Genomic DNA, 20494 nt, shown 5'->3' with positions numbered 1-20494 from the left:
GGATGCTACTCGGCAGCCGCCTCGGTCAGAACCTCGAGGCGGCAGCGCGGAGGGCGCGGGCGAAGAGGTCGGCGTCGTCCAGGGTGTTGTAGAGCGCGGGCGTCACGCGGATGACCTCGCCGCGTTCCACGCCGCCGCGGCGGACGGTGAAAACGCCCCATTCCTCGGCCAGGTACGTGGTGATGGCCGTGGACTGGGCGTTGGTGATGTTGCCGTCGATCCGGAACGACGTCAGGGCCCCGTACATGGTCGGCTCCTCGGGTGTAAGGATCTGCAGGTTCGGCACGTCGAGGACCTGGTGCACCCAGCGGTCGCGGAGCAGGCGGAGGCGGGCTTGCTTGTTGGCGGCGCCGACGGCACGGTGGAAGTCCAGCGCGGCGGGCACGGCGAGGTAGTTCGCGGAGTTGGCCGTGCCGGTGTGGATGCGCGAGCGGACGTCGTTGGGGCCGTAGTCCTGATCTGCAAAATGCCGGTCGATGTCGGAAAGCCGGTCCTTGCGGATGTAGAGGAAACCGGCGCCCAGCGGGGCACCGATCCACTTGTGCAGGTTGAATCCCGCGAACGGGCTCTTCAGGTCGGCGACGTTGAAGTCCAGCTGGCCCCAGGAGTGGGCGGCGTCGATCACGGTGTCAACGCCGCGCTCGGCGGCCATCGCGGAGATTTCGCCGATCGGCGGAACCAGTCCGGTGCGGTGCGAGACGTGGGTGAGCAGCAGGAGCTTTATCTTGGGGTTGTCGGAGAGCAGCCGATCGTAGTGGTCCAGGACGCTCTGCCGGGTCGCCGGCTCGGGGATGACCGTGCGGATGACCTCGACGCCGCGGCGGTCGCGCAGCCAGTTCATCGCGTACTGCATCGAGTCGTAGTCCAAGTCTGCGTAGGCGACGGCGTCGCCCGGGGCAAGCTTGTTGTACCCGCCGATGAGGGCCTGCAGCGCCTCGGTGGCGCCGCGGGTGAGGGCGATCTCGTCCACCGAGCAGCCCAGCTCGGCAGCGATCCGTTCGCGCACGGCCGACGCCTCCCTGCCGTACTCGCGGCGCATGAACCAGGAGTTTTCCAGCTGGATCCGCTCGGTCGCCTCGGCGTAGGCGGTGCGCACGTTGGCCGGGTTCGCGCCGAAGTAGCCGTTCTCGAAGTTGACTGTCGCATCGCTCATCTCGAAGTGCTTGGCCACCTGCTGCCAGTACTTCTCATCCCGTGCGACGTCGTCCGGGGCACCTGCCGGGGCGGTCGGCAGCTTGCCGCCCGTCTGGACAGCGGGGGCGGCGGACGCTGCGGGGCTGGCCACCAGTCCTGCCAGGGCGAGCACCCCGGCACCGGCCGAGCCGGTGAGCATTCGTCTGCGGTTGAAATCCATTTGGAGCTCCTTGAGTCGCCGATAGTGCCCGGCGTCGGGCCGGCGGGCAATCGATGATCTCCGGTGCGAATGTCCCATTTCTGACCTGCAGGTGTACGCATGGCAAACGACGGGCTACGTGGGAAGGGAACGTCCGGAAGCGGAATGGAGGACAGGAAGGCGCTGCGATCATCCTGTTCCGGTACCTGGAGACCATGTGCGGACTTGACGACGTAACATCACGGCCCAACAGTGTTCTCGGGCGATCGCTTCCAGGTGAAACCTGGTGAAAGTGGTGAAGCTTTGGCTAGCGTGGCGGACCGGGCTGGTCGGTTCATCTGGCCGACATCAGGGGCGCGTGAAGATCACTAATTGCCGGGTGGCCCGGGTCATCGCGACGTAGCGGTCCACCGCTCCTACCATACCCGGGCCGGCTGTCAGGGGAGCCGATCACGCAAGCGGTCCCGTCGTCGTGCTCGGCGAGCCAGGCGTCGAGGACCGAACCCAACTCCGACGTCGACCCATGGGCACGGGGATGCCGCCCCCTGTGAGCTATAGATTGAAAGTAAGGACCTTACCTGCGTAGAGCGGCAGCAATTTGAGGCATTCCCTCCGAGTCGAGCCGGTCCAAGACGTCGTTAACATCCAGCGGCGGATTCCTGTATGCCTCGGACATGTTTCGTATGGCAACGTGGAGCTCCACCGCATCCAAGTAAAACTGATCCATGAGGAAATCATCGGGATGTTTAGCCTCCACACCCCAAGGGCTGAGCGTTTCCGCTGGGAAGTGCTTGAGGTTGTTGGTGACGATTACCTGAGCCTGCACCTTTAGGGCCGCTGCCATTACGTGTGCATCCCCTGGGTACGGGAGATTCACGAAAACCTGTTCCAGAGGCTGGTAATCATCTACGATGCAGTCCGGGACCGCGCTGCACATCAGTTCACGCGTGTGGTCGAGCTTTACCGGGTCCAAGTCCGGCCGATTGGACTTCAAATTTCGGAACGTCTCGTCGAGGATGGCTTCCGTCCAGCGCGCTCGAACAAGGCCCGCCTGAGCAATTCGTATCAGGAGGTCTCGGAGCATGCTGGGATACAAGACGTTTGCATCGTAAATGACTGTAAAAGCCAAACTAGAGAATCCCCATGTCTTGGCCCAGCGCCGATAGTTCGTCCGCTGCGTCTTTTTGAGCTAAGGACGTGCGGCGCCTGTAATCGTAGAGCGATTCAGCCAGCACTCGCCTGTGCGTCCCCACCTTCCGGTACTTGATTTCCTGGGCCTCGAGCAGTCCCACCAGGTAGGGTCGCGATACATTCAAAATATCGGCGGCCTGCTGCGTCGTGAGTTCGGCATTCATTGGAACCACCGTGACCCCTTGGCCGGCTGCCATCTTCCCAAGGATTCTCATCATCAGATCGGCTGCTGCCCGAGGCATCTCCAACTGTCCACCGTCGGTAACCTTCATTTCCACTGGCTGTTGGGGATCTGCGTGTGCCTCGACCGCGCGACGCAACGTCTTCAGTGCTTCCCGAGCCAGTTCGGAATCGTTTCCGTGAGGGTAGGCCGGGGTTAGCGGTTGAGAAGCCATTGTTGCCTCCGCTCTTTCGTCATGTTGTATTTGTGGGTTCAACGCTAGCTCATAAACGAAATAAACGAAACAGCCCTCCCCTGCGTGGCTTTGATCGGCCCGGACAGCGTAGGGCAGTCAACCCAGCCTGACCCCAGATTTCCCATCGATTGCTCCGTAGAGGCCCTTATGAGCGCCCAAAAGGGCCGTTACGGAGCAACCGATGGTGGTGGGACGGCGGAAATCTTGCACGCGACCCAGAATCCGGCTAACCTGTGAGACGTGTCACGGACAAAATGGCACATGCTTTTGATCTGCGGCGGGAGAGTCCTGCCGGTACGTTCAGCAGGCGCCGTAGGAGCAAATCCTCTCCGGGAATCTCTCAGGCCCACGTACCGCCGCGGTTAGGCAACTCTGGAAAGCAGTCCGGCAACGGGCTCACCGACGGTGCAAGCGTCACCCTGCGACATGCAGGTGGGCGCGGAAACTCTCAGGTCCCATACAGAGCGGGGAGGAACCCGAATCACTGTGGCGTACCCAGCGCGCCACCTGAATTATGGAGTTCCTTCATGACCATCCAGTCGTCCCCTTCCACGTTTGCCGACCGGCATATTGGTGCGCGCCGCCAGGCCGACATCGACACCATGCTCAAGGCCGTCGGCTATGACAGCGTTGACGGCCTCGTGGACGTTGCCGTCCCCGACTCCATCCGCCAGGCCAAGCCGCTGGCCCTCAAGGACGCCCTCAGTGAGGTTGAGGTCCTTGCCGAACTGCGGAAGCTCGCGGGCAAGAACAAGACCGCTGTGCAGATGATCGGCCAGGGCTACTACGACACCGTCACCCCCGCCGTGATCCGCCGGAACATCCTTGAAGCCCCCGCCTGGTACACCGCGTACACGCCGTACCAGCCCGAAATCTCCCAGGGCCGGCTCGAGGCTTTGCTGAACTTCCAGACCATGGTCCAGGACCTGGTGGGCCTGCCCATCGCCAACGCCTCGCTGCTGGACGAAGCCACCGCGGTGGCCGAGGCCGTCCTCATGATGCGCCGCGCCAACAAGAACAAGGAAGCACGGGACGGCAAGACCGTCCTGGATGCCGACTGCCTGCCGCAGACCATCGCCATCGTGAAGGGCCGCGCCGAAGCCCTCGGTTTCGAGGTGGAGGTCGCTGACCTGTCCAAGGGCCTGCCCGACGGCGTCATCAACGGCATTGTGCTCCAGCAGCCGGGTGTGTCCGGCCGGGTCTTCAACCACGCAGACGTCATCAAGGAAGCCAAGGAGCGCGGCGCGCTCGTCACCGTTGCCGCTGACCTGCTCGCGCTGACGCTGATCACCCCTCCCGGGGAGCAGGGTGCGGACATCGCGGTCGGCTCCACCCAGCGCTTCGGTGTGCCGCTGTTCTTCGGCGGACCGCACGCCGCGTACATGGCGGTGGCCAAGGGGCTGGAACGCTCCATGCCCGGCCGCCTGGTCGGGGTCTCCAAGGACGACGCCGGTGTCCCCGCCTACCGCCTGGCGCTGCAGACCCGCGAGCAGCACATCCGCCGCGAGAAGGCCACGTCCAACATCTGCACCGCGCAGGCACTGCTGGCCATCGTCTCCTCCTTCTACGCCGTCTACCACGGCCCCGACGGCCTGAAGGCAATCGCCGAGCGGGTCCACCACAACGCCCGCACGCTGGCCACCACGCTGAAGATCGCCGGCCGCGAACTGGTCACCGAAACCTTCTTCGACACCGTCACGGTCCGCGTCCCGGGCAAGGCCGCCAAGGTCATCGCCGCCGCCGAGGCACGCGGCATCAACCTGCGCCACATCGACGAGGACACCATCGGCGTCTCCGCCGATGAAACCACGACGACGGATGTCCTCTCCGCGATCGCCGTCGCCTTCGGCGCCGGCCCGGTGGTGGACGCGAAGGGCTTTGAACTGCCCGAATCGGTGCTCCGCTCCTCCGGTTACCTGCAGCACCCGGTGTTCAACACGCACCGTTCCGAGACCCAGCTGCTGCGCTACATCCGCAGGCTGAGTGACCGGGACCTTGCCCTGGACCGGACCATGATCCCGCTGGGGTCCTGCACGATGAAGCTGAACGCCACGGCCGAGATGGAAGCCATTTCCTGGCCGGAGTTCGCCTCCATCCACCCGTTCGCCCCGGACTCCCAGACCGTGGGCTGGCGCGAACTCATCGGCGGGCTGGAAGCTGACCTCGCGGAAATCACCGGCTACGACCAGGTCTCCCTGCAGCCGAACGCCGGATCCCAGGGTGAGCTCGCCGGCCTGCTTGCCATCCGCGGCTACCACCTCTCCCGCGGTGACGTCCAGCGCACCGTCTGCCTGATCCCCGCCTCGGCCCACGGCACCAACGCCGCCTCCGCTGTCCTCGCCGGCATGAAGGTTGTTGTCGTCGCCACCGCACCTGACGGCAGCATCGACCACACCGACCTGTACGCCAAGATCGAGGCCAACAAGGACGCGCTCTCGGCGATCATGATCACCTACCCTTCCACCCACGGTGTGTACGACGCCGACGTGACCGAAATCTGCGACGCCGTGCACGCCGCCGGCGGCCAGGTCTACGTCGACGGCGCCAACCTGAACGCGCTTGTGGGCCTGGCGCAGCCGGGCAAGTTCGGCGGCGACGTTTCGCACCTGAACCTGCACAAGACCTTCTGCATCCCGCACGGCGGCGGCGGCCCCGGCGTAGGCCCTGTCGCAGCCAAGGCCCACCTGGCACCCTTTATGCCCGGCGATGCCAACAAGGCAGCCCACGAAGAAGGTCACGGCGTGGCCATCAGCGCATCCAACTTCGGCTCCGCCGGTGTCCTGCCGATCTCCTGGGCCTACGTGAAGCTCATGGGTGCCGAAGGCCTGACCGAAGCCACGAAGTCGGCGCTGCTCGCGGCCAACTACGTCGCGGCACGGCTGAACGAGTACTTCCCGGTCCTCTACACCGGCGAGGGCGGGCTGGTGGCGCACGAGTGCATCCTGGACCTCCGCGACCTGACGGCGAAGACCGGCGTCACCGCAGAGGATGTGGCCAAGCGCCTCATCGACTACGGCTTCCACGCCCCCACCCTCGCGTTCCCCGTTGCCGGCACGCTGATGGTGGAACCCACGGAGTCCGAGGACCTCGTGGAGATCGACCGGTTCATCGACGCGATGATCACCATCCGCCAGGAAATCGACCAGGTGGCCAACGGCGACTTCACCGTCGAGAACAGCCCGCTGCGCCACGCACCCCACACCGCGTCCGCCGTCGTATCCTCCGACTGGGACCGTCAGTACCCGCGTGAGCAGGCCGCGTTCCCGGTCCACCACCTCAAGCAGGACAAGTACTTCCCGCCGGTCGGCCGCATCGACGGCGCCGGTGGGGACCGCAACCTGATCTGCTCCTGCCCGCCCATCGAGGAATTCGCGAACTAGTTTCGTGTGAAAGGCTTTCACAATGACTGAGAACTACACCGCTCTCTACGAGGAGCACAAAAAACTCGGCGCCTCCTTCACCGATTTCGGTGGCTGGCAGATGCCCCTGAAGTACAGCTCCGAGCTGGCCGAGCACCACGCGGTGCGCAACGCCGCCGGCCTGTTCGACCTTTCCCACATGGGCGAAGTCTGGGTCTCCGGCCTGGAAGCCGGCGCGTTCCTGGACTACGCGCTGGTGGGCAAGCTCTCCGCCATCGCGGACGGCAAGGCCAAGTACTCGCTCATCTGCAACCCCGACGGCGGCATCATCGATGACCTCATCGTGTACCGCTTCGGCGACGAGAAGTACCTCGTGGTCCCCAATGCGGGCAACGCCCTCACCGTCGCCGTCGCCCTGGCCGAACGCGCCGTGGCCTTCAACGTGAAGGTGGAGGACGCCTCCGCGATCACCTCGCTGATCGCGGTCCAGGGCCCCAAGGCCGAGGCCATCCTGCTCAAGCTGACCGCCGAGGCCCAGCACGCACTGGTTACCGACCTGAAGTACTACGCGTTCAACGAGCTCACCGTGGCCGGCCACAACGTCATCCTGGCGCGCACCGGCTACACCGGCGAGGACGGCTTCGAGCTCTTTGTAGCGAACGACGGCGCCGCCTCCCTGTGGGCGTCCGTCGCCGATGCAGGGGCTGAGTTCGGCATCGTTCCGTGCGGCCTCGCCTCCCGCGATTCGCTCCGCCTCGAAGCCGGCATGCCGCTCTACGGCAACGAGCTTTCCCTCGAACGTTCACCGTTCGACGCCGGCCTCGGTGGTGTTGTGGCGCTGAAGAGCAAGGAAGGCGACTTCGTGGGCCGCTCCGCCCTGGAAGCCGCCAAGGAAGCCGGATCAAAGCGTAAGCTGGTTGGCTTGAAAGGTCTCGGACGTCGCGCCGGCCGCGGGCACTACCCGGTGCTCAAGGACGGCGCCGTGGTTGGCGAAGTCACCTCCGGCCAGCCCAGCCCCACCCTCGGTTACCCGGTCGCGATGGCCTATGTCGACGTCGAGCACGCCGAGATCGGCACCGCCCTGGACATCGACCTGCGCGGCAAGGCAGAGCCTTTCGAGGTTGTCGCCCTGCCGTTCTACAAGCGCCAGAAGTAGCCGGACGCTCTCTCACTTAATGCGGTGTTTGGGCGGACGCTCTCTCACTTTTGAACTCCAAACTTAAGGAAACACACACATGGCTAAGGTTGCCGCTGAACTGAAGTACTCCGCCGAGCACGAGTGGATTGCCTTTGATGGCTCTGGTCCGTCCGTTGTTGGCGTGTCCGCCGTTGCCGCTGAGGCGCTCGGCGACATTGTGTACGTTGACCTGCCCGAGGTTGGCTCCACGGTGACCGCGGGGGAGACCTGTGGCGAGATCGAGTCCACCAAGTCCGTCTCTGACCTGTACTCCCCGGTGACGGGCGAGGTCACGGAAATCAATGACGACGCCGTCGGCGATCCCGCCCTGATCAACTCCGATCCGTATGGTGCCGGCTGGCTGTTCAAAGTCACCGTGACCGAAGAGGGCCCGCTGCTGTCCGCTCAGGAATACGCCGAAGTAAACGGTGGCGAACTGTGAGCGCCGCCGCTGAAACCGCAGTCTTCGAGCAGGTAGTTTCCGCGAGCCTGGACACCGACCTGTCGGTGCTGGACCCGGAGATCGCCGTCAAGATCAACGACGAACTGGGCCGCCAGCGCCACGGCCTGGAAATGATCGCCTCGGAGAACCACACGGCGGTTGCCGTGATGCAGGCGCAGGGTTCGGTCCTGACGAACAAGTACGCCGAGGGCTACCCGGGCAAGCGCTACTACGGTGGCTGCGAGCACGTGGACGTCATCGAGCAGCTGGCCATCGACCGCGTCAAGGCCCTGTTCGGTGCCGAGTTCGCCAACGTCCAGCCGCACTCCGGCGCCCAGGCGAACGCCTCGGTCATGCATGCCCTGATCAAGCCAGGCGATACCATCATGGGCCTGAACCTTGCCCACGGCGGCCACCTGACCCACGGCATGAAGATCAACTTCTCCGGCAAGCTCTACAACGTGGTCCCGTACCAGGTCCGCGAAGACACCCACACCATTGACATGGCCGAGGTGGAGCGCCTGGCGCTGGAGCACAAGCCGCAGCTGATCGTCGCCGGCTGGTCGGCCTACGCCCGCCAGCTGGACTTCGCCGAGTTCCGCCGGATCGCCGATCTGGTGGGTGCCTTCCTGATGGTGGACATGGCGCACTTCGCCGGCCTGGTGGCAGCCGGCCTGCACCCGAGCCCGGTGCCGCACGCCCACGTCACCACCTCCACCACGCACAAGACCCTCGCCGGTCCGCGCGGCGGCATCATCCTCTCCAACGACGCCGCGATCGCCAAGAAGATCAACTCGGCGGTCTTCCCGGGCCAGCAGGGCGGCCCGCTGGAGCACGTCATCGCCGGCAAGGCCGTGGCCTTCAAGATCGCAGCCACGCCGGAGTTCAGGGAACGCCAGGAGCGCGTCCTGGCCGGCGCCAGCATCCTGGCCGAGCGCCTGGTCCAGCCGGACGTCACCGCCAAGGGCATCAACGTGATCTCCGGCGGCACCGACGTCCACCTGGTCCTCGTTGACCTGCGCAACTGCGAGCTGGACGGCCAGCAGGCCGAGGACCGCCTGGCCGCGATTGACATCACCGTCAACCGCAACGCCGTGCCGTTCGACCCGCGCCCACCGATGGTCACCTCCGGTCTCCGGATCGGCACGCCCGCGCTGGCCACCCGCGGTTTCGGCGAGGCTGCCTTCCGTGAAGTTGCGGACATCATCGCCGAGGCATTGATGGCCGACGCCGACGCGGACCTTTCGGGGTTGCGTCACCGGGTAGAGGCACTCGCCGCCGCCCACCCGCTGTACCCGGGGCTCTAGCCCCTTCCGGTGGTTGAGCCTGTCGAAACCCGGGTTTCGACAGGCTCAACCACCGGGAACCGCATTACCAATACTTAGTTAGGAAGTCATCATGGCCGTTGGAGTCTTTGATTTGTTCTCCGTCGGGATCGGGCCTTCGAGCTCTCACACTGTTGGGCCCATGCGGGCTGCTGCAGTGTTTGCTGAGGAGGTCAAGGGCTCCGGCAGCCTGGAGAAAGTGGCGGGGCTGCGGGTGGACCTGTACGGGTCGCTCGCTGCAACGGGCCACGGCCACGGCACCATGACGGCCATCCTGCTGGGCCTGGAAGGTTTCCATCCCGAAAAGATCCTGCCGGCCGAGGTGGAGGAGCGGCTCGCCGCCATCGCCGACACCGGCACCCTCCAGTTCGCCGGCTCCGTACCCCTGCCGTACGGCGTGAAGGACATGGTCCTGCGCCCGCTGACTGTCCTGCCGCGGCACACCAACGGCATGACGTTCACGGTCAGCGACAAAGAGGGCGAAGTCCTGCACAAGGCCACGTTCTTCTCCGTGGGCGGCGGCTTCATTGTCCGCGAGGGCGAGGAGGATGCGGCCCTGAAGGAACTCGACGAGTCCAAGAAGGAACTGCCGCTGCCTTTCCGCACCGCGGCGGAGCTGCTGGGCCGGTGCCAGTCCAAGGGCCTGTCCATCGGCGACATTATGTTCGTCAACGAGCGCGCTTCCCGCACCGAACAAGAGATCCGCGAAGGCCTGCTGCACATCTACTCCGTGATGGAGGAGTGTGTGGCAACCAGCCTCAAGCGCGAGGGGCTGCTGCCCGGCGGACTGAAGGTCCGCCGTCGTGCTCCGGACTGGCATGAGCGGCTCGAAAAGGAGGACAAGGACCGGGACCCGAAGTACTGGCAGGAATGGGTGAACCTCATCGCCCTGGCGGTCAACGAGGAGAACGCGTCCGGCGGCCGGGTGGTCACGGCACCCACCAACGGCGCCGCCGGGATCATCCCGGCAGTCCTGTACTACGCACTGCACTTCGCACCCGGGATGGACAAGGCCACGCAGGAAGACCGCGACGACGTTGTGGTCAAGTTCCTGCTCACGGCCGGCGCCATCGGGGTGCTGTACAAGGAACAGGCGTCCATTTCGGGTGCCGAGGTGGGCTGCCAGGGCGAGGTGGGATCGGCGTCGTCCATGGCGGCCGGTGCCCTCGCCGAGGTGCTGGGCGGCACACCCCAGCAGGTGGAGAACGCCGCGGAAATCGCGATGGAACACAACCTGGGCCTGACCTGCGATCCCATCGGCGGGCTGGTCCAGGTGCCGTGCATCGAGCGCAACGCCATCGCGGCGGCCAAGGCCATCAACGCCGCGAAGATGGCGCTCTGGGGCGACGGAACGCACCGCGTTTCCCTGGACGAGGTGATCGTGACCATGCGGGAAACCGGCAGGGACATGAGCTCCAAATACAAGGAAACAGCCATGGGCGGCCTCGCCGTCAACGTAGTGGAATGCTAAGGGAAGAGAACTGATGACACTGGCACCAGAAGGCCGGAAGCTGCTGCGCGTTGAGCAGCGCAACTCCGCAGTACCCGTGGAGCGGAAGCCGGAGTGGATCAAGGCGAAGGTCCAGATGGGTCCGGAGTATGTCCAGCTCAAGAACCTGGTCAAGAAGGAAGGCCTGCACACGGTGTGTGAGGAGGCCGGCTGCCCGAACATTTTCGAGTGCTGGGAAGACAAGGAAGCCACGTTCCTGATCGGCGGGTCCGAATGCACGCGGCGCTGTGATTTCTGCCAGATCGATACGGGCAAGCCCTCCCCGGTGGACATGTTCGAACCCACGAAGGTGGCCCGCTCGGTCCAGGCCATGCAGCTGCGCTACGCCACGGTGACCGGTGTGGCCCGGGATGACCTGGCCGATGAGGGGGTGTGGCTCTACGCCGAGACGGTCCGCAAGATCCACGAGCTGAACCCGGGCACCGGCGTCGAACTGCTGATCCCGGACTTCTCCGGCAAGCCCGAGCACATCGCGGCGATCTGCGATTCCAAGCCGGAGGTCTTCGCGCACAACGTCGAGACCGTGCCCCGGATCTTCAAGCGGATCCGGCCCGCGTTCCGGTACGACCGGTCCCTGGATGTCATCACCCAGGGCCGGGCCCTGGGGATGGTGACCAAGTCGAACCTGATCCTGGGCATGGGCGAGACCCGCGAGGAGATCTCCGAAGCCCTGCGGGACCTGCACGAGGCCGGCTGTGACCTGATCACCATCACCCAGTACCTCCGCCCGAGTGAGCGGCACCTGCCGGTGGACCGCTGGGTCAAGCCGCAGGAGTTCGTGGACCTCCAGGACGAGGCCAACGAGATCGGCTTCCTCGGCGTCATGAGCGGGCCGCTGGTCCGGTCCTCCTACCGGGCCGGCCGGCTCTGGGCCACCGCGATGCGCAAGAAGGGCTGGGAAATCCCCGCCCAGCTCGCCCACATCGAGTCCTCCGGCAGCACCCGCCAGGAAGCCAGTTCACTGCTGGCCGCCCACGCAAGCTGACCGCCCGTATTCAGAGCCGAGACCCAGAAAGGACCGAAGATGTTCCCCACAAGAATCGAAATTATCCCCTCAACGGGGATCGTTGAACAGGTCCAGGCGCTGGTTCCGCTGACCACCACGCTGACCATGACGTGCCTGCCGCACCACGGCATCGAGCGGACCATGCGCACCTCGGTGAAGCTGAGCACGCTCGGCTACACCGTCATCCCGCACCTCGCCGCGCGCAGCATGCAGAGCCGGTCCGAGCTGACCGGAATCCTGCGCGACTGCGACGTTGCCGGTATCGGCGAGGTATTTGTGATCGGTGGCGACCGGAAGCAGCCCGCCGGCCCGTACGACTCAGCCCTCCCGCTGCTCGAGGACATCGCCCAGTACACCGGCGGCCGGATGCGCGCAGGCGTGGCCGGCTACCCGGAAGGCCACCCGACCGTGGCCGCCCTGGACCTGATCGATGCCCTGCAGGACAAACAGCACCTGGCCACGCACGTGGTCACCCAGATGTGCTTCGACGCCCCGAAAATCCTCGACTACGCGGCGCTGCTGCGCCGCGAAGGTGTGGACCTGCCCGTCTGGGCGGGCGTGGCGGGGTCCGTCCCGCGGACCAAGCTGGTGGCACTTGCCACGCAGATCGGCGTCGGAAGTTCCCTGAAGTTCCTGAGCCGCAAAGGCCCGCTGGCGCGCAAGCTGCTCAGCGGCGACCGCTACTCACCCCACCCCCTGGTGGCCGGGCTCGAAAGCCAGCCCGGCATCGCAGGGATCCATCTTTACAGCTTCAACAACCTCGATGCGGTCCCCAACGACGCGGCCGCGTCTTCCACAACGGCACTCCAGCCAGTATTGATTCGAGGAGCAGCACGTGAGTACTAAAACCACCGTTTCCCCACAAACGCCCCACCTTGAGCGCCAGCTCAGCAACAGGCACATCCAGCTGATCGCCATTGGCGGCGCCATCGGCACGGGCCTGTTTATGGGCTCCGGCAAAACCATCTCGGCCGCCGGCCCGTCCGTCATTTTCGTCTACATGATCATCGGCTTCATGCTGTTCTTCGTGATGCGGGCCATGGGCGAACTGCTGCTGTCCAACCTGAACTACAAGTCCTTCAGCGACTTCGCGGCCGACCTGCTGGGCCCCTGGGCAGGCTTCTTCACCGGCTGGACCTACTGGTTCTGCTGGGTGATCACGGGCATCGCGGACGTGATCGCGATCGCCGCCTACTCGGAGGAACTCTGGCCGGGCGTGCCCTTGTGGATTCCGGGCATCGCCACCGTGGTCATCCTCCTGGTCCTGAACCTCGCAACGGTGCGGGCGTTCGGTGAGACCGAATTCTGGTTCGCGCTGATCAAGATCATCGCCATTGCGGCGCTGATCATTGTGGGCCTGTTTATGATCTTCAGCGGTTTCCAGTCCGACGCCGGCCCTGCCACCTTCACCAACCTGTGGAGCCACGGCGGGATGTTCCCGAACGAATTCATGGGCTTTGTAGCAGGCTTCCAGATCGCCGTCTTCGCCTTCGTTGGTATTGAACTCGTGGGCACCACCGCCGCCGAGGCCAAGGACCCGGAGAAGAACCTGCCCAAGGCCATCAACTCCATCCCCATCCGCGTGCTGCTCTTCTACGTCGGCGCCCTCATCATTCTGATGTCCGTCACGCCGTGGACCCAGTTCCAGGCCGGCCACAGCCCGTTCATCGCCATGTTCTCCCTGGCCGGCCTCGGCGCCGCGGCCACCATCGTGAACCTGGTGGTGCTCAGCTCGGCAATGTCCTCGGCCAACTCCGGCATCTACTCCACTTCCCGCATGGTGTACGGCCTGGCCCAGGAGGGCGACGCCCCCACCGTGTTCAGCCGGCTGTCCAGCCGCAAGGTCCCGCAGAACGCCCTGTTCCTCTCCTGCATCCTGCTGCTCTCCGGCATCGTCCTGATGTACGCCGGCAAGGACATCGGCAAGGCCTTCGACATGGTCACCACCGTTGCCGCCGTCTGCTTCGTCTTTGTCTGGTCCATCATCCTGGCCAGCTACCTGAAGTTCCGTTCACGCCGCCCGCACCTGCACGCCGCGTCCAAGTTCAAGATGCCCGGCGGCATCCCCATGGTCTGGTTGGTCTTCGCGTTCTTCGCCTTCGTCCTGTGGGCACTGACCACCCAGCCGGACACGCTGGTGGCGCTGCTGGTCACCCCCATCTGGTTCGTTATCCTGGGCGTTGCCTGGGTCATCCTGCGCAAGCGTCCGTCCCACCTGGCCCGCTACGCGGAGTTCCAGAAGGACCTGGCCGGCGAGAAGGTCGTGGCCGAGGAGAAAGCCGCCGAGGCTGAGCTCGCCGATGCGAAAGCTTCGCGGGAGAGCTAAGTGGCCACCGAACACGTCCTGACCGTCAACTGCGCCGAGTCCCCGGGCATCGTTCACGCGATCACCGGGTACCTGCTCGATCACGACTGCGACATCATCGACACCCAGCACTTCGGCGACCGCCAGGCCCAGCAGTTCTTCATGCGCGTGCATTTCGTGTCCGGGAACAAGGCCTTCAGCACCGAGGACCTGCGCCGGGATTTCTCGCCCCTGGCGGATGTCTGGGCCATGAACTGGCAGCTGGAGCCGCACGGCCGCAAACGCCGGATCCTGGTGATGGTGTCCAAGTTCGGGCACTGCCTCAACGACCTGCTGTTCCGGGCCCGCACGGGGGATCTGCCGGTGGAAATCGTGGCCGTGGTCTCCAACCACACGGACCACGAGGAGCTGGTGAAGTGGCACGGCATCCCGTTCTTCCACCTCCCGGTCACCCAGGAGACCAAGCCGGCGCAGGAAGCGCGCCTGCTGGAGCTCGTGGATGAATTCGAGGTGGAGCTGGTGGTCCTGGCCCGCTACATGCAGGTCCTCAGCGATGAGCTGTCGGCCCAGCTGACGGGCCGGACCATCAACATCCACCACTCGTTCCTGCCCAGCTTCAAGGGCGCCAAGCCGTACCACCAGGCGTACGACCGCGGCGTGAAAACCGTGGGCGCCACGGCGCACTACGTCAACGCGGAGCTGGATGAGGGGCCCATCATCGCCCAGCAGGTCATCGAAGTGGACCACACGTATACGGCCGATGACCTGGTCCGGGTGGGCCGCGACGCTGAGTGCAAGGCGCTGAGCAACGCGGTCCGGTGGCACTGCGAAGGCCGGGTAATGCTCGACGGCGGGCGCACAGTCGTTCTGCGCTGACCGTTCCGGCGCGTCCCCGCCCAACTAGGTCGCAGTAGATGTCGTTATGAGCCCTAATTACGACATCTGCTGCGACCTACATTCGGGGGAGTGGGGTGGGGCCGCGCAAACGGTCGTGGAGTAGTGCCCGACGGCGGCCGCTACGTCAGGCGCTTAGCCCAAGGCGCGCAGCTGGAAGTGTGTGGCCGGAACGCCGCCGGGCAGGGTGAGCAGGATCCCTTCGGCGACGTCGCGGATGGTCAGGTTCCGTTGGCTCGCTGCGAGCGTAAGGATCTGGAAAGCTGCCTCGTAGGAGCACTGGTTCTTGCCCATGAGCACGCCGCAGGCGGTGCTGATCGCGGTGCGGTTGGCCAGGGCTGCGCGGAGATCTGCGGAATGGGCCAGGCTTGCCCGGACCTGCAGCGCCAGGACGAGGCTCGTGGCCGCCACCTCGGAGAAGGCCAGCGCCTGGTTGGCGACACTCGGGGCGAACACGTTCGTTTCCGCCGAATACACCGTCAGGGCGGCCCGGTAGCCGTGCTCCAGCTGCAACGGCACGGCGAGGACTGATCGGAACCCGGCTGCCCGGAGGCTGGCCGTGTATTCGTGCCAGCGCGTGTCCGGGGATCGATCGTTGAGGAGGATGGTCAGGCGGCCCTCCAGCGCTCGCGACGTGGGGCCCCGTCCCGCAAGCTGGTCCCAGCGTGAAAGGCCGCCGGCGGCGTCGGTGGTCGCCGCTGTGGAGGGCATACCGTCCGGCCGTACGAGTGTCACGGTGCTGTCCACGGGGGAGCCGGCAATGTCGCTCACGGCTGAGGCCGCGATCCCGGCCAGGGCACACGCCGATGCCGCCTCAGAGTGCGCGCGGATATCCAGCAGGACGCCTGAGCCGCGCCAGTCCACTTCTTGATCGATCATGATTCCCCAGTCCTCATGTGTCGGTACGCCCTATCGTAAAGGGCCAGGCGGGGTGGCACACGAGTAGTGAGTACTCGCTTTTTCCAGGCATCCTGAAATTCCATTTTTGTACGTTTCTATACTTCTATACAAAACCGACGCTAGACTGTGATCATGGAAACTGAACCTAGCTCCGTTACTGTTGGAGCGTTGCGTGAGCACCTTCCGGACGTCGTAAATAGAGCGAACTACGGTCACGAGCGCGTGCAGATCACCCGTCACGGTAAGCCTGTGGCCTTCCTCATCGGCGTCGAAGACTTCGCGCGCCTGGAGGAGCTCGAAGACGCCGTGGATCTTTCCGACTTCCGTGCCGCCAAGGCAGAGGACGATGGCCGTCGAGTCAGTTTGGCTGAGCTTCAGGCCGAACTCTAAGCGTGGCGGGCTACGCAGTCGATTTCACCGCCGGAGCGGCCAAGGAAATCCGCAAACTGGACGCCGGTACCCGTAAGCGAATCCTCGCGTCTGTCGCGGGGTTGGCAAATGATCCGCGCCCCGCTGGATGCAAGAAGCTGGTTGGCGAAGGGAACGCCTGGCGGGTCCGCATTGCTGACTATCGCGTTCTCTACGAAATTCATGACGACGTCCTGACTGTCCTGGTTGTGCGGGTGGCGCATCGACGCGAGGTCTACAAGTGACAGCCGCCGCTATCGGCCGCTGGGCAATCCGGAATGAAGTGTCACCGCTGGCTGCGGGGACTCCGGACCTATGAAAAGGCGGGAGGTATGGGGTGCGGCACTTGCCCTGGGCGCTGCCCTTATCGGATGGGGCGGAGAGTCATTGGCAGGAGTGGCCGCCGCTGCCGCCAGTCAGAGCCTCCTCATCTTCGTTGCGGTGCCCGTGGCCAGTGTCGGCGCGTGGCTCAGGGTCTTGGCTCTTCTGGGAGGCGCCGCAGGACTGACCTTTTTGGTTCCGACACTCCTTCGTAGGATCCGCCGCCGCAAGCTGCGGCTGGCAACGGCCTGGACCACTGGCCTGGCCGCCGCTGCCGCGGTGCCCTACCTGGCACTCTTTCTGTTCTTCGCAATCCTCACAGCTGCCATGGCTTCTGCCTACGTGCAGGTAGAAGCTCCTGGCGGCCAGTCGGTCCTCGTTCTCCAAGATCACTTCGACGGCGACAGCGTGGACATCTACACGCGGCACGACGACACCCACTACAGGTGGAACCGCAGCGCCCCCGAGCTCGCCGGATGGCCTCGGGTGGAGGACCAGAACTGCAGTCTGGCCGCCGTCGGCGACGAACTTCAGTTGACGTGCAGTTCCGGCACCGTGGTGATCAGCCAGGGCAGGTGACCTTTCCCGGTCCTTGAACGGAAAGCGGACATTCACGAGCATCGAGCTCGCCCACCTCGCAGAGCGCCTATCCACGTCTATGTACCGGCTGGCCACCGGCGAGGCCGACCCCTTTGAAGCACGCATCGCTGCCCGCCACGAATACGACTTCGCATCTGGCCACTATGTCAACGATAAGGGCGAGAGCACCCGGAAAACGTTGGACAACATCGAGCTGGCTTACCGTCAGGTCTACACAGGAGGTAATGACCTGCCTACCCGGACCGCGACTCCAGCCGAAGTCCGCACCCGCCTGGGCCAAAACTTTGTTGGGGATTTCACCTCGCGGGTCGAGCAGATCCTGGACATCGACATCGTCCGCATCGAGGGCGTCAGCTCCGCATACTCCGTCCGTGCCGGCGGCCGCTACTGCATCGTAGTTCCGCGCAGCGGAAACTGGTTCCACCAGAATAGCTCCATCGCCCACGAGCTCGGCCACATATACCTGGGCCACTTCAACGACGCCGACGAGGTCGCGTCGAGCACCAAGGAAGGCCCGGCCTACGACTTCGCCGCCGAACTCCTCATCCCCGAATCTCTGATGCGGTCCATCGACTGGATGGCCATGCCGGTCGCCGATGTGGTCAACTTCTTGTGGAACCAGGGGATCTCCACGAAGTACCTCGCGAACCGGCTGCGCAAGCTTCGCCTGGACATTCCGGAGGCGACGCGGGGCCTTCTGGAACTGTCCACCTTCGACGTACTGAACCGACCGCTGGACGGCAAAGCCTTCGAACGGATCTCCGTCGGTCTTCGCACGCAGGGTTCGGCCGAACGGAGGTTCCCTAACGCTTTGGTCGCCGCCCACATGGAAGCTGTTGCCCTCGGGACGGTGCCCAAGGAAACACTGGCATGGATGCTGGATGTCACCCCGGAGGAGATTGAGGTGCATCCGCCGCAGTCCTCCAGTGTCAACCTGGACGATCTTGCCGCCGATCATGGCCCGCCTGAGGCGCCGGGGCTACCGGGTCCCTGACGACTTCAGCGTGGTGGGCATCGACGATATCCAGTCCGCGAACCTGACCTCGCCCGCCTTGACAACCGTCAGGACCCCGCTGCGCCAGATCGGCCAGGCAGCCGTCAACCGGCTGCTGGACCTCGTGGACCCGCAGGCTGCGCCGCGTCCCGCCGTCAAGCTTCCGGTGGGCCTGGTGGTGCGGGAATCCACGTCGCCACCCACGCGGGCAGCGGCGGCGAAGCCCACGCCCACCATGGAGCACGTCGCGTAGCGGCCAGGCTTTAGCGTAGCGGCCGCCAGATCCTACATGTCGAAGTAGGTGGTGGCTTCCTGGCCCGAGACCTTCCGGACGATCTCGTCGGCCACGTCCCGGAGCTTCTGGTTCCGGTGGCTGGAGACCTTCATCAGGATGGACATCGCCTCGGTCTGTGTGCAGCGGTTCTGGGCCATGATGATCCCGCTGGCGACGTTGATGGCTGTGCGGCTCAGCATCGCCGCGCTGAGGTCATCTGCGGCGCTCTCGGCGGTTCCCACCCTTACGGCCAGGCGGACGGCACTGCCGGCGACGGCGGCGAAGCTGGCTGCCTCACTGATGGTCTCCTCTGTGAACACGCCAGAGGCCGGTGCGAAGAAGTTCAGGACTGCGGTGGCGTTTTCACCGAGTTCAAGGGGGACGCCGAGGACGCTGTGGATGCCTTCCTCGATCAGGCGTTCCTGATAGGCCGGCCAGCGCGTGTCAGTGTGGACATCGGCCAGCAGCACGGGCGTTGCTGCTTTCAACGCTGCGAGGCAAGGCCCGTCGCCCACGGCCTGTTCGATGCGGTCCAGCTGGATGGCGCGCTCGGTGCTGCCGCCCACCGTGGTGGTTTTCCGGGCGTGCTTGAGCGTCACCCCGCACTCCACTGTGGCGCCGGCGGACCGGCTCAGAGCGGCCGCGGCGATGATGGAGAGCCCGCCCAGGAAGTCCGCCACCGATCCCGTGCCGATAATCAGGTCCTGCAGCTCAAGGAGCAGCTGGTGTTCGGGCGAATTGGTCATGCCCAAATCTAGGCCGAGCGCAGAGTGCCCACAAGCTAGCTGGCTACCCGCGGGGCCGTCACCACAATCTCCAGGGCATCCGGGTCCAGCAGCTTCCGCGCGCCGGTCCTCGCGTCCCTGATCCAGATCAGTTCCAGGGAATGCACGACGTCGGTCACCCGGCCTTTGTGGAATAACTTGCCGTTGTGCCACGCCTCGATGTGGTCGCCGGGCCGGAATCTTACCGTCTGTACCTGGTCAGTGATCATGCTGTGCCCCCCTGCTGGTTGTCCCCGTACGCCCAGCATGCCCCGGCCAGGTTGCCGCAGTGTTTCTGCCGGGTGATTTTTCCGTGTCGGCTCGCCGGGGGAGAATGCGTTCATGACCAATGACGAGATTCGGCCTGTCTACTTCCTTTCGGACAGCACCGGCATTACCGCCGAAACGCTCGGTAACACCTTGTTGACGCAGTTCCCCGCGAACAACTTTGACCGCATCACGGTCCCGTTCATTACCACCGTGGAGCAGGCCAGGACCGTGGTGGGAACCATCGACAAACTGGTGGCCACCGGCCCGCGGCCCATCGTCTTTTCCACGGCCGTCAGCGGCGACATCAGGCAGGCCATTGCAACGTGCCAGGGGATCATCGTGGATCTCATCGGGATGCATGTGGGGCAGCTGGAGCAGGCCCTCGGTTCCCAGGCCAGCGCTGAACCCGGCAGGGCGCACGGCCTGGGCAACGCGGAGCGGTATCAGTCCCGGATGGCCGCCGTCGAGTACGCCATGGAGCACGACGACGGCCAGAGCCTGCGGGCGCTGGAAAAGGCGCAGGTCATCCTGGTGGCACCGTCGCGGTGCGGAAAAACGCCCACCACCATGTACCTGGCGCTCCAGCACGGCATCTTCGCCGCGAACTTCCCGCTCGTGGACGAGGATTTTCAACGGGAAGGGCTGCCCAAGCCGCTGCGGCCTTTTGTTGAGAAGTGTTTCGGGCTGTCCTCCAACCCCCTGCGGCTGAGCCAGATCCGCACGGAACGGCGCCGCGGCTCACCTTACGCGTCGCTGCGGCAGTGCGGCTTCGAACTGCGCAGCGCCGAGCAGTTGTACGTCTCCCACCGGATCCCGTACCTGAATTCGGCCACCGTGTCCGTGGAGGAAATGGCCGCCACCATCCTGCAGCGGATGAACCTCAAACATTAGGGAAAATTTTCACAATCCCGGTGTGGCGGACATCATGTTGGAAAGAGTGGCCTAGACCTGTCAGTCTAGACAGGATTCGCGCCCACCAACCGGCCACAGCCACGAGCGGGGCGC

21 protein-coding genes and 1 riboswitch are annotated in these 20494 nt (G+C 65.0%); of the genes, 15 read left to right on the top strand and 6 right to left on the bottom strand.

Features of this window, described 5'->3' with window-relative positions:
• Nucleotides 1–25: 25 nt before the first annotated feature.
• The 3 genes from AC3IT0_RS17455 to AC3IT0_RS17445 all read right to left on the bottom strand — a co-directional run bounded on the left by AC3IT0_RS17455 (nucleotide 26) and on the right by AC3IT0_RS17445 (nucleotide 2796).
• Nucleotides 26–1354 (bottom strand): aminotransferase class V-fold PLP-dependent enzyme, encoded by a 1329-nt coding sequence (locus AC3IT0_RS17455; RefSeq protein WP_489320936.1) that lies wholly within the window; start codon nucleotides 1352–1354, stop codon nucleotides 26–28.
• 553 nt (nucleotides 1355–1907) lie between these two features.
• Nucleotides 1908–2462, bottom strand: a complete 555-nt coding sequence (locus AC3IT0_RS17450; protein ID WP_489320935.1) for a VapC50 family PIN domain-containing toxin — start codon at nucleotides 2460–2462, stop codon at nucleotides 1908–1910.
• Nucleotide 2463: 1 nt separating this feature from the next.
• Nucleotides 2464–2796, bottom strand: a complete 333-nt coding sequence (locus tag AC3IT0_RS17445) for a helix-turn-helix domain-containing protein (protein WP_489320934.1) — start codon at nucleotides 2794–2796, stop codon at nucleotides 2464–2466.
• A gap of 412 nt (nucleotides 2797–3208) precedes the next feature.
• Nucleotides 3209–3306: riboswitch (glycine riboswitch) on the top strand.
• A gap of 161 nt (nucleotides 3307–3467) precedes the next feature.
• Between AC3IT0_RS17445 and gcvP the strand changes: the two genes are divergently transcribed.
• The 9 genes from gcvP (at nucleotide 3468) to purU (ending at nucleotide 14940) form a co-directional block, all read left to right on the top strand.
• Nucleotides 3468–6320 carry an aminomethyl-transferring glycine dehydrogenase gene (gcvP, locus tag AC3IT0_RS17440; RefSeq protein WP_489320933.1) on the top strand — a complete coding sequence of 951 codons (2853 nt, stop codon included), beginning with the start codon at nucleotides 3468–3470 and terminating at the stop codon, nucleotides 6318–6320.
• A gap of 22 nt (nucleotides 6321–6342) precedes the next feature.
• Nucleotides 6343–7455, top strand: coding sequence for a glycine cleavage system aminomethyltransferase GcvT (gene gcvT, locus AC3IT0_RS17435; protein ID WP_489320932.1), 1113 nt, complete (start codon nucleotides 6343–6345; stop codon nucleotides 7453–7455).
• A 79-nt stretch (nucleotides 7456–7534) separates the two neighbouring features.
• Nucleotides 7535–7918, top strand: a complete 384-nt coding sequence (gene gcvH / locus AC3IT0_RS17430) for a glycine cleavage system protein GcvH (protein ID WP_489320931.1) — start codon at nucleotides 7535–7537, stop codon at nucleotides 7916–7918.
• A complete protein-coding gene (gene glyA / locus AC3IT0_RS17425; protein WP_489320930.1) occupies nucleotides 7915–9225 on the top strand; it encodes a serine hydroxymethyltransferase in 1311 nt (436 codons plus the stop codon). The genes gcvH and glyA overlap by 4 nt, the downstream gene beginning before the upstream one ends.
• A 91-nt stretch (nucleotides 9226–9316) precedes the next feature.
• Nucleotides 9317–10714: an L-serine ammonia-lyase gene (locus AC3IT0_RS17420; RefSeq protein WP_489320929.1), complete on the top strand. Its 1398-nt coding sequence runs from the start codon at nucleotides 9317–9319 to the stop codon at nucleotides 10712–10714.
• Nucleotides 10715–10727: 13 nt separating this feature from the next.
• On the top strand, nucleotides 10728–11738 hold the full coding sequence (gene lipA / locus AC3IT0_RS17415) for a lipoyl synthase (protein ID WP_489320928.1): 1011 nt from the start codon (nucleotides 10728–10730) through the stop codon (nucleotides 11736–11738).
• A 39-nt stretch (nucleotides 11739–11777) separates the two neighbouring features.
• Nucleotides 11778–12605 carry a methylenetetrahydrofolate reductase gene (locus tag AC3IT0_RS17410; protein WP_489320927.1) on the top strand — a complete coding sequence of 276 codons (828 nt, stop codon included), beginning with the start codon at nucleotides 11778–11780 and terminating at the stop codon, nucleotides 12603–12605.
• Nucleotides 12595–14085, top strand: a complete 1491-nt coding sequence (gene cycA / locus AC3IT0_RS17405; RefSeq protein ID WP_489320926.1) for a D-serine/D-alanine/glycine transporter — start codon at nucleotides 12595–12597, stop codon at nucleotides 14083–14085. Before AC3IT0_RS17410 ends, cycA begins: the two co-directional genes overlap by 11 nt.
• Nucleotides 14086–14940: a formyltetrahydrofolate deformylase gene (purU, locus tag AC3IT0_RS17400; protein WP_489320925.1), complete on the top strand. Its 855-nt coding sequence runs from the start codon at nucleotides 14086–14088 to the stop codon at nucleotides 14938–14940.
• 153 nt (nucleotides 14941–15093) lie between these two features.
• On the opposite strand, the gene AC3IT0_RS17395 is transcribed toward purU, so the two are convergent.
• Nucleotides 15094–15837: a GAF and ANTAR domain-containing protein gene (locus AC3IT0_RS17395; RefSeq protein WP_489320924.1), complete on the bottom strand. Its 744-nt coding sequence runs from the start codon at nucleotides 15835–15837 to the stop codon at nucleotides 15094–15096.
• Nucleotides 15838–15990: 153 nt separating this feature from the next.
• Between AC3IT0_RS17395 and AC3IT0_RS17390 the strand changes: the two genes are divergently transcribed.
• From AC3IT0_RS17390 to AC3IT0_RS17370, 5 genes are all read left to right on the top strand, one after another.
• Nucleotides 15991–16248 (top strand): type II toxin-antitoxin system Phd/YefM family antitoxin, encoded by a 258-nt coding sequence (locus AC3IT0_RS17390; RefSeq protein WP_489320923.1) that lies wholly within the window; start codon nucleotides 15991–15993, stop codon nucleotides 16246–16248.
• 2 nt (nucleotides 16249–16250) lie between these two features.
• A complete protein-coding gene (locus tag AC3IT0_RS17385) occupies nucleotides 16251–16511 on the top strand; it encodes a type II toxin-antitoxin system RelE family toxin (RefSeq protein WP_489320922.1) in 261 nt (86 codons plus the stop codon).
• 70 nt (nucleotides 16512–16581) lie between these two features.
• On the top strand, nucleotides 16582–17166 hold the full coding sequence (locus AC3IT0_RS17380; protein WP_489320921.1) for a hypothetical protein: 585 nt from the start codon (nucleotides 16582–16584) through the stop codon (nucleotides 17164–17166).
• A 13-nt stretch (nucleotides 17167–17179) separates the two neighbouring features.
• Nucleotides 17180–18181 (top strand): ImmA/IrrE family metallo-endopeptidase, encoded by a 1002-nt coding sequence (locus AC3IT0_RS17375; RefSeq protein ID WP_489320920.1) that lies wholly within the window; start codon nucleotides 17180–17182, stop codon nucleotides 18179–18181.
• Nucleotides 18144–18434: a substrate-binding domain-containing protein gene (locus tag AC3IT0_RS17370; RefSeq protein WP_489320919.1), complete on the top strand. Its 291-nt coding sequence runs from the start codon at nucleotides 18144–18146 to the stop codon at nucleotides 18432–18434. The genes AC3IT0_RS17375 and AC3IT0_RS17370 overlap by 38 nt, the downstream gene beginning before the upstream one ends.
• Before the next feature lie 32 nt (nucleotides 18435–18466).
• Here the strand turns inward: AC3IT0_RS17370 and AC3IT0_RS17365 are convergent, their stop codons facing one another.
• Nucleotides 18467–19201 (bottom strand): ANTAR domain-containing protein, encoded by a 735-nt coding sequence (locus AC3IT0_RS17365; RefSeq protein ID WP_489320918.1) that lies wholly within the window; start codon nucleotides 19199–19201, stop codon nucleotides 18467–18469.
• 35 nt (nucleotides 19202–19236) lie between these two features.
• Nucleotides 19237–19449: a hypothetical protein gene (locus AC3IT0_RS17360; RefSeq protein ID WP_489320917.1), complete on the bottom strand. Its 213-nt coding sequence runs from the start codon at nucleotides 19447–19449 to the stop codon at nucleotides 19237–19239.
• 112 nt (nucleotides 19450–19561) lie between these two features.
• On the opposite strand from AC3IT0_RS17360, the gene AC3IT0_RS17355 reads away from it, so the two are divergent.
• Nucleotides 19562–20380, top strand: a complete 819-nt coding sequence (locus tag AC3IT0_RS17355) for a pyruvate, water dikinase regulatory protein (protein ID WP_489320916.1) — start codon at nucleotides 19562–19564, stop codon at nucleotides 20378–20380.
• Nucleotides 20381–20494: the final 114 nt, after the last annotated feature.

Source organism: Pseudarthrobacter sp. KH_020_B (assembly GCF_057840185.1).
This window is presented reverse-complemented; position numbering and strand designations above follow the sequence as displayed.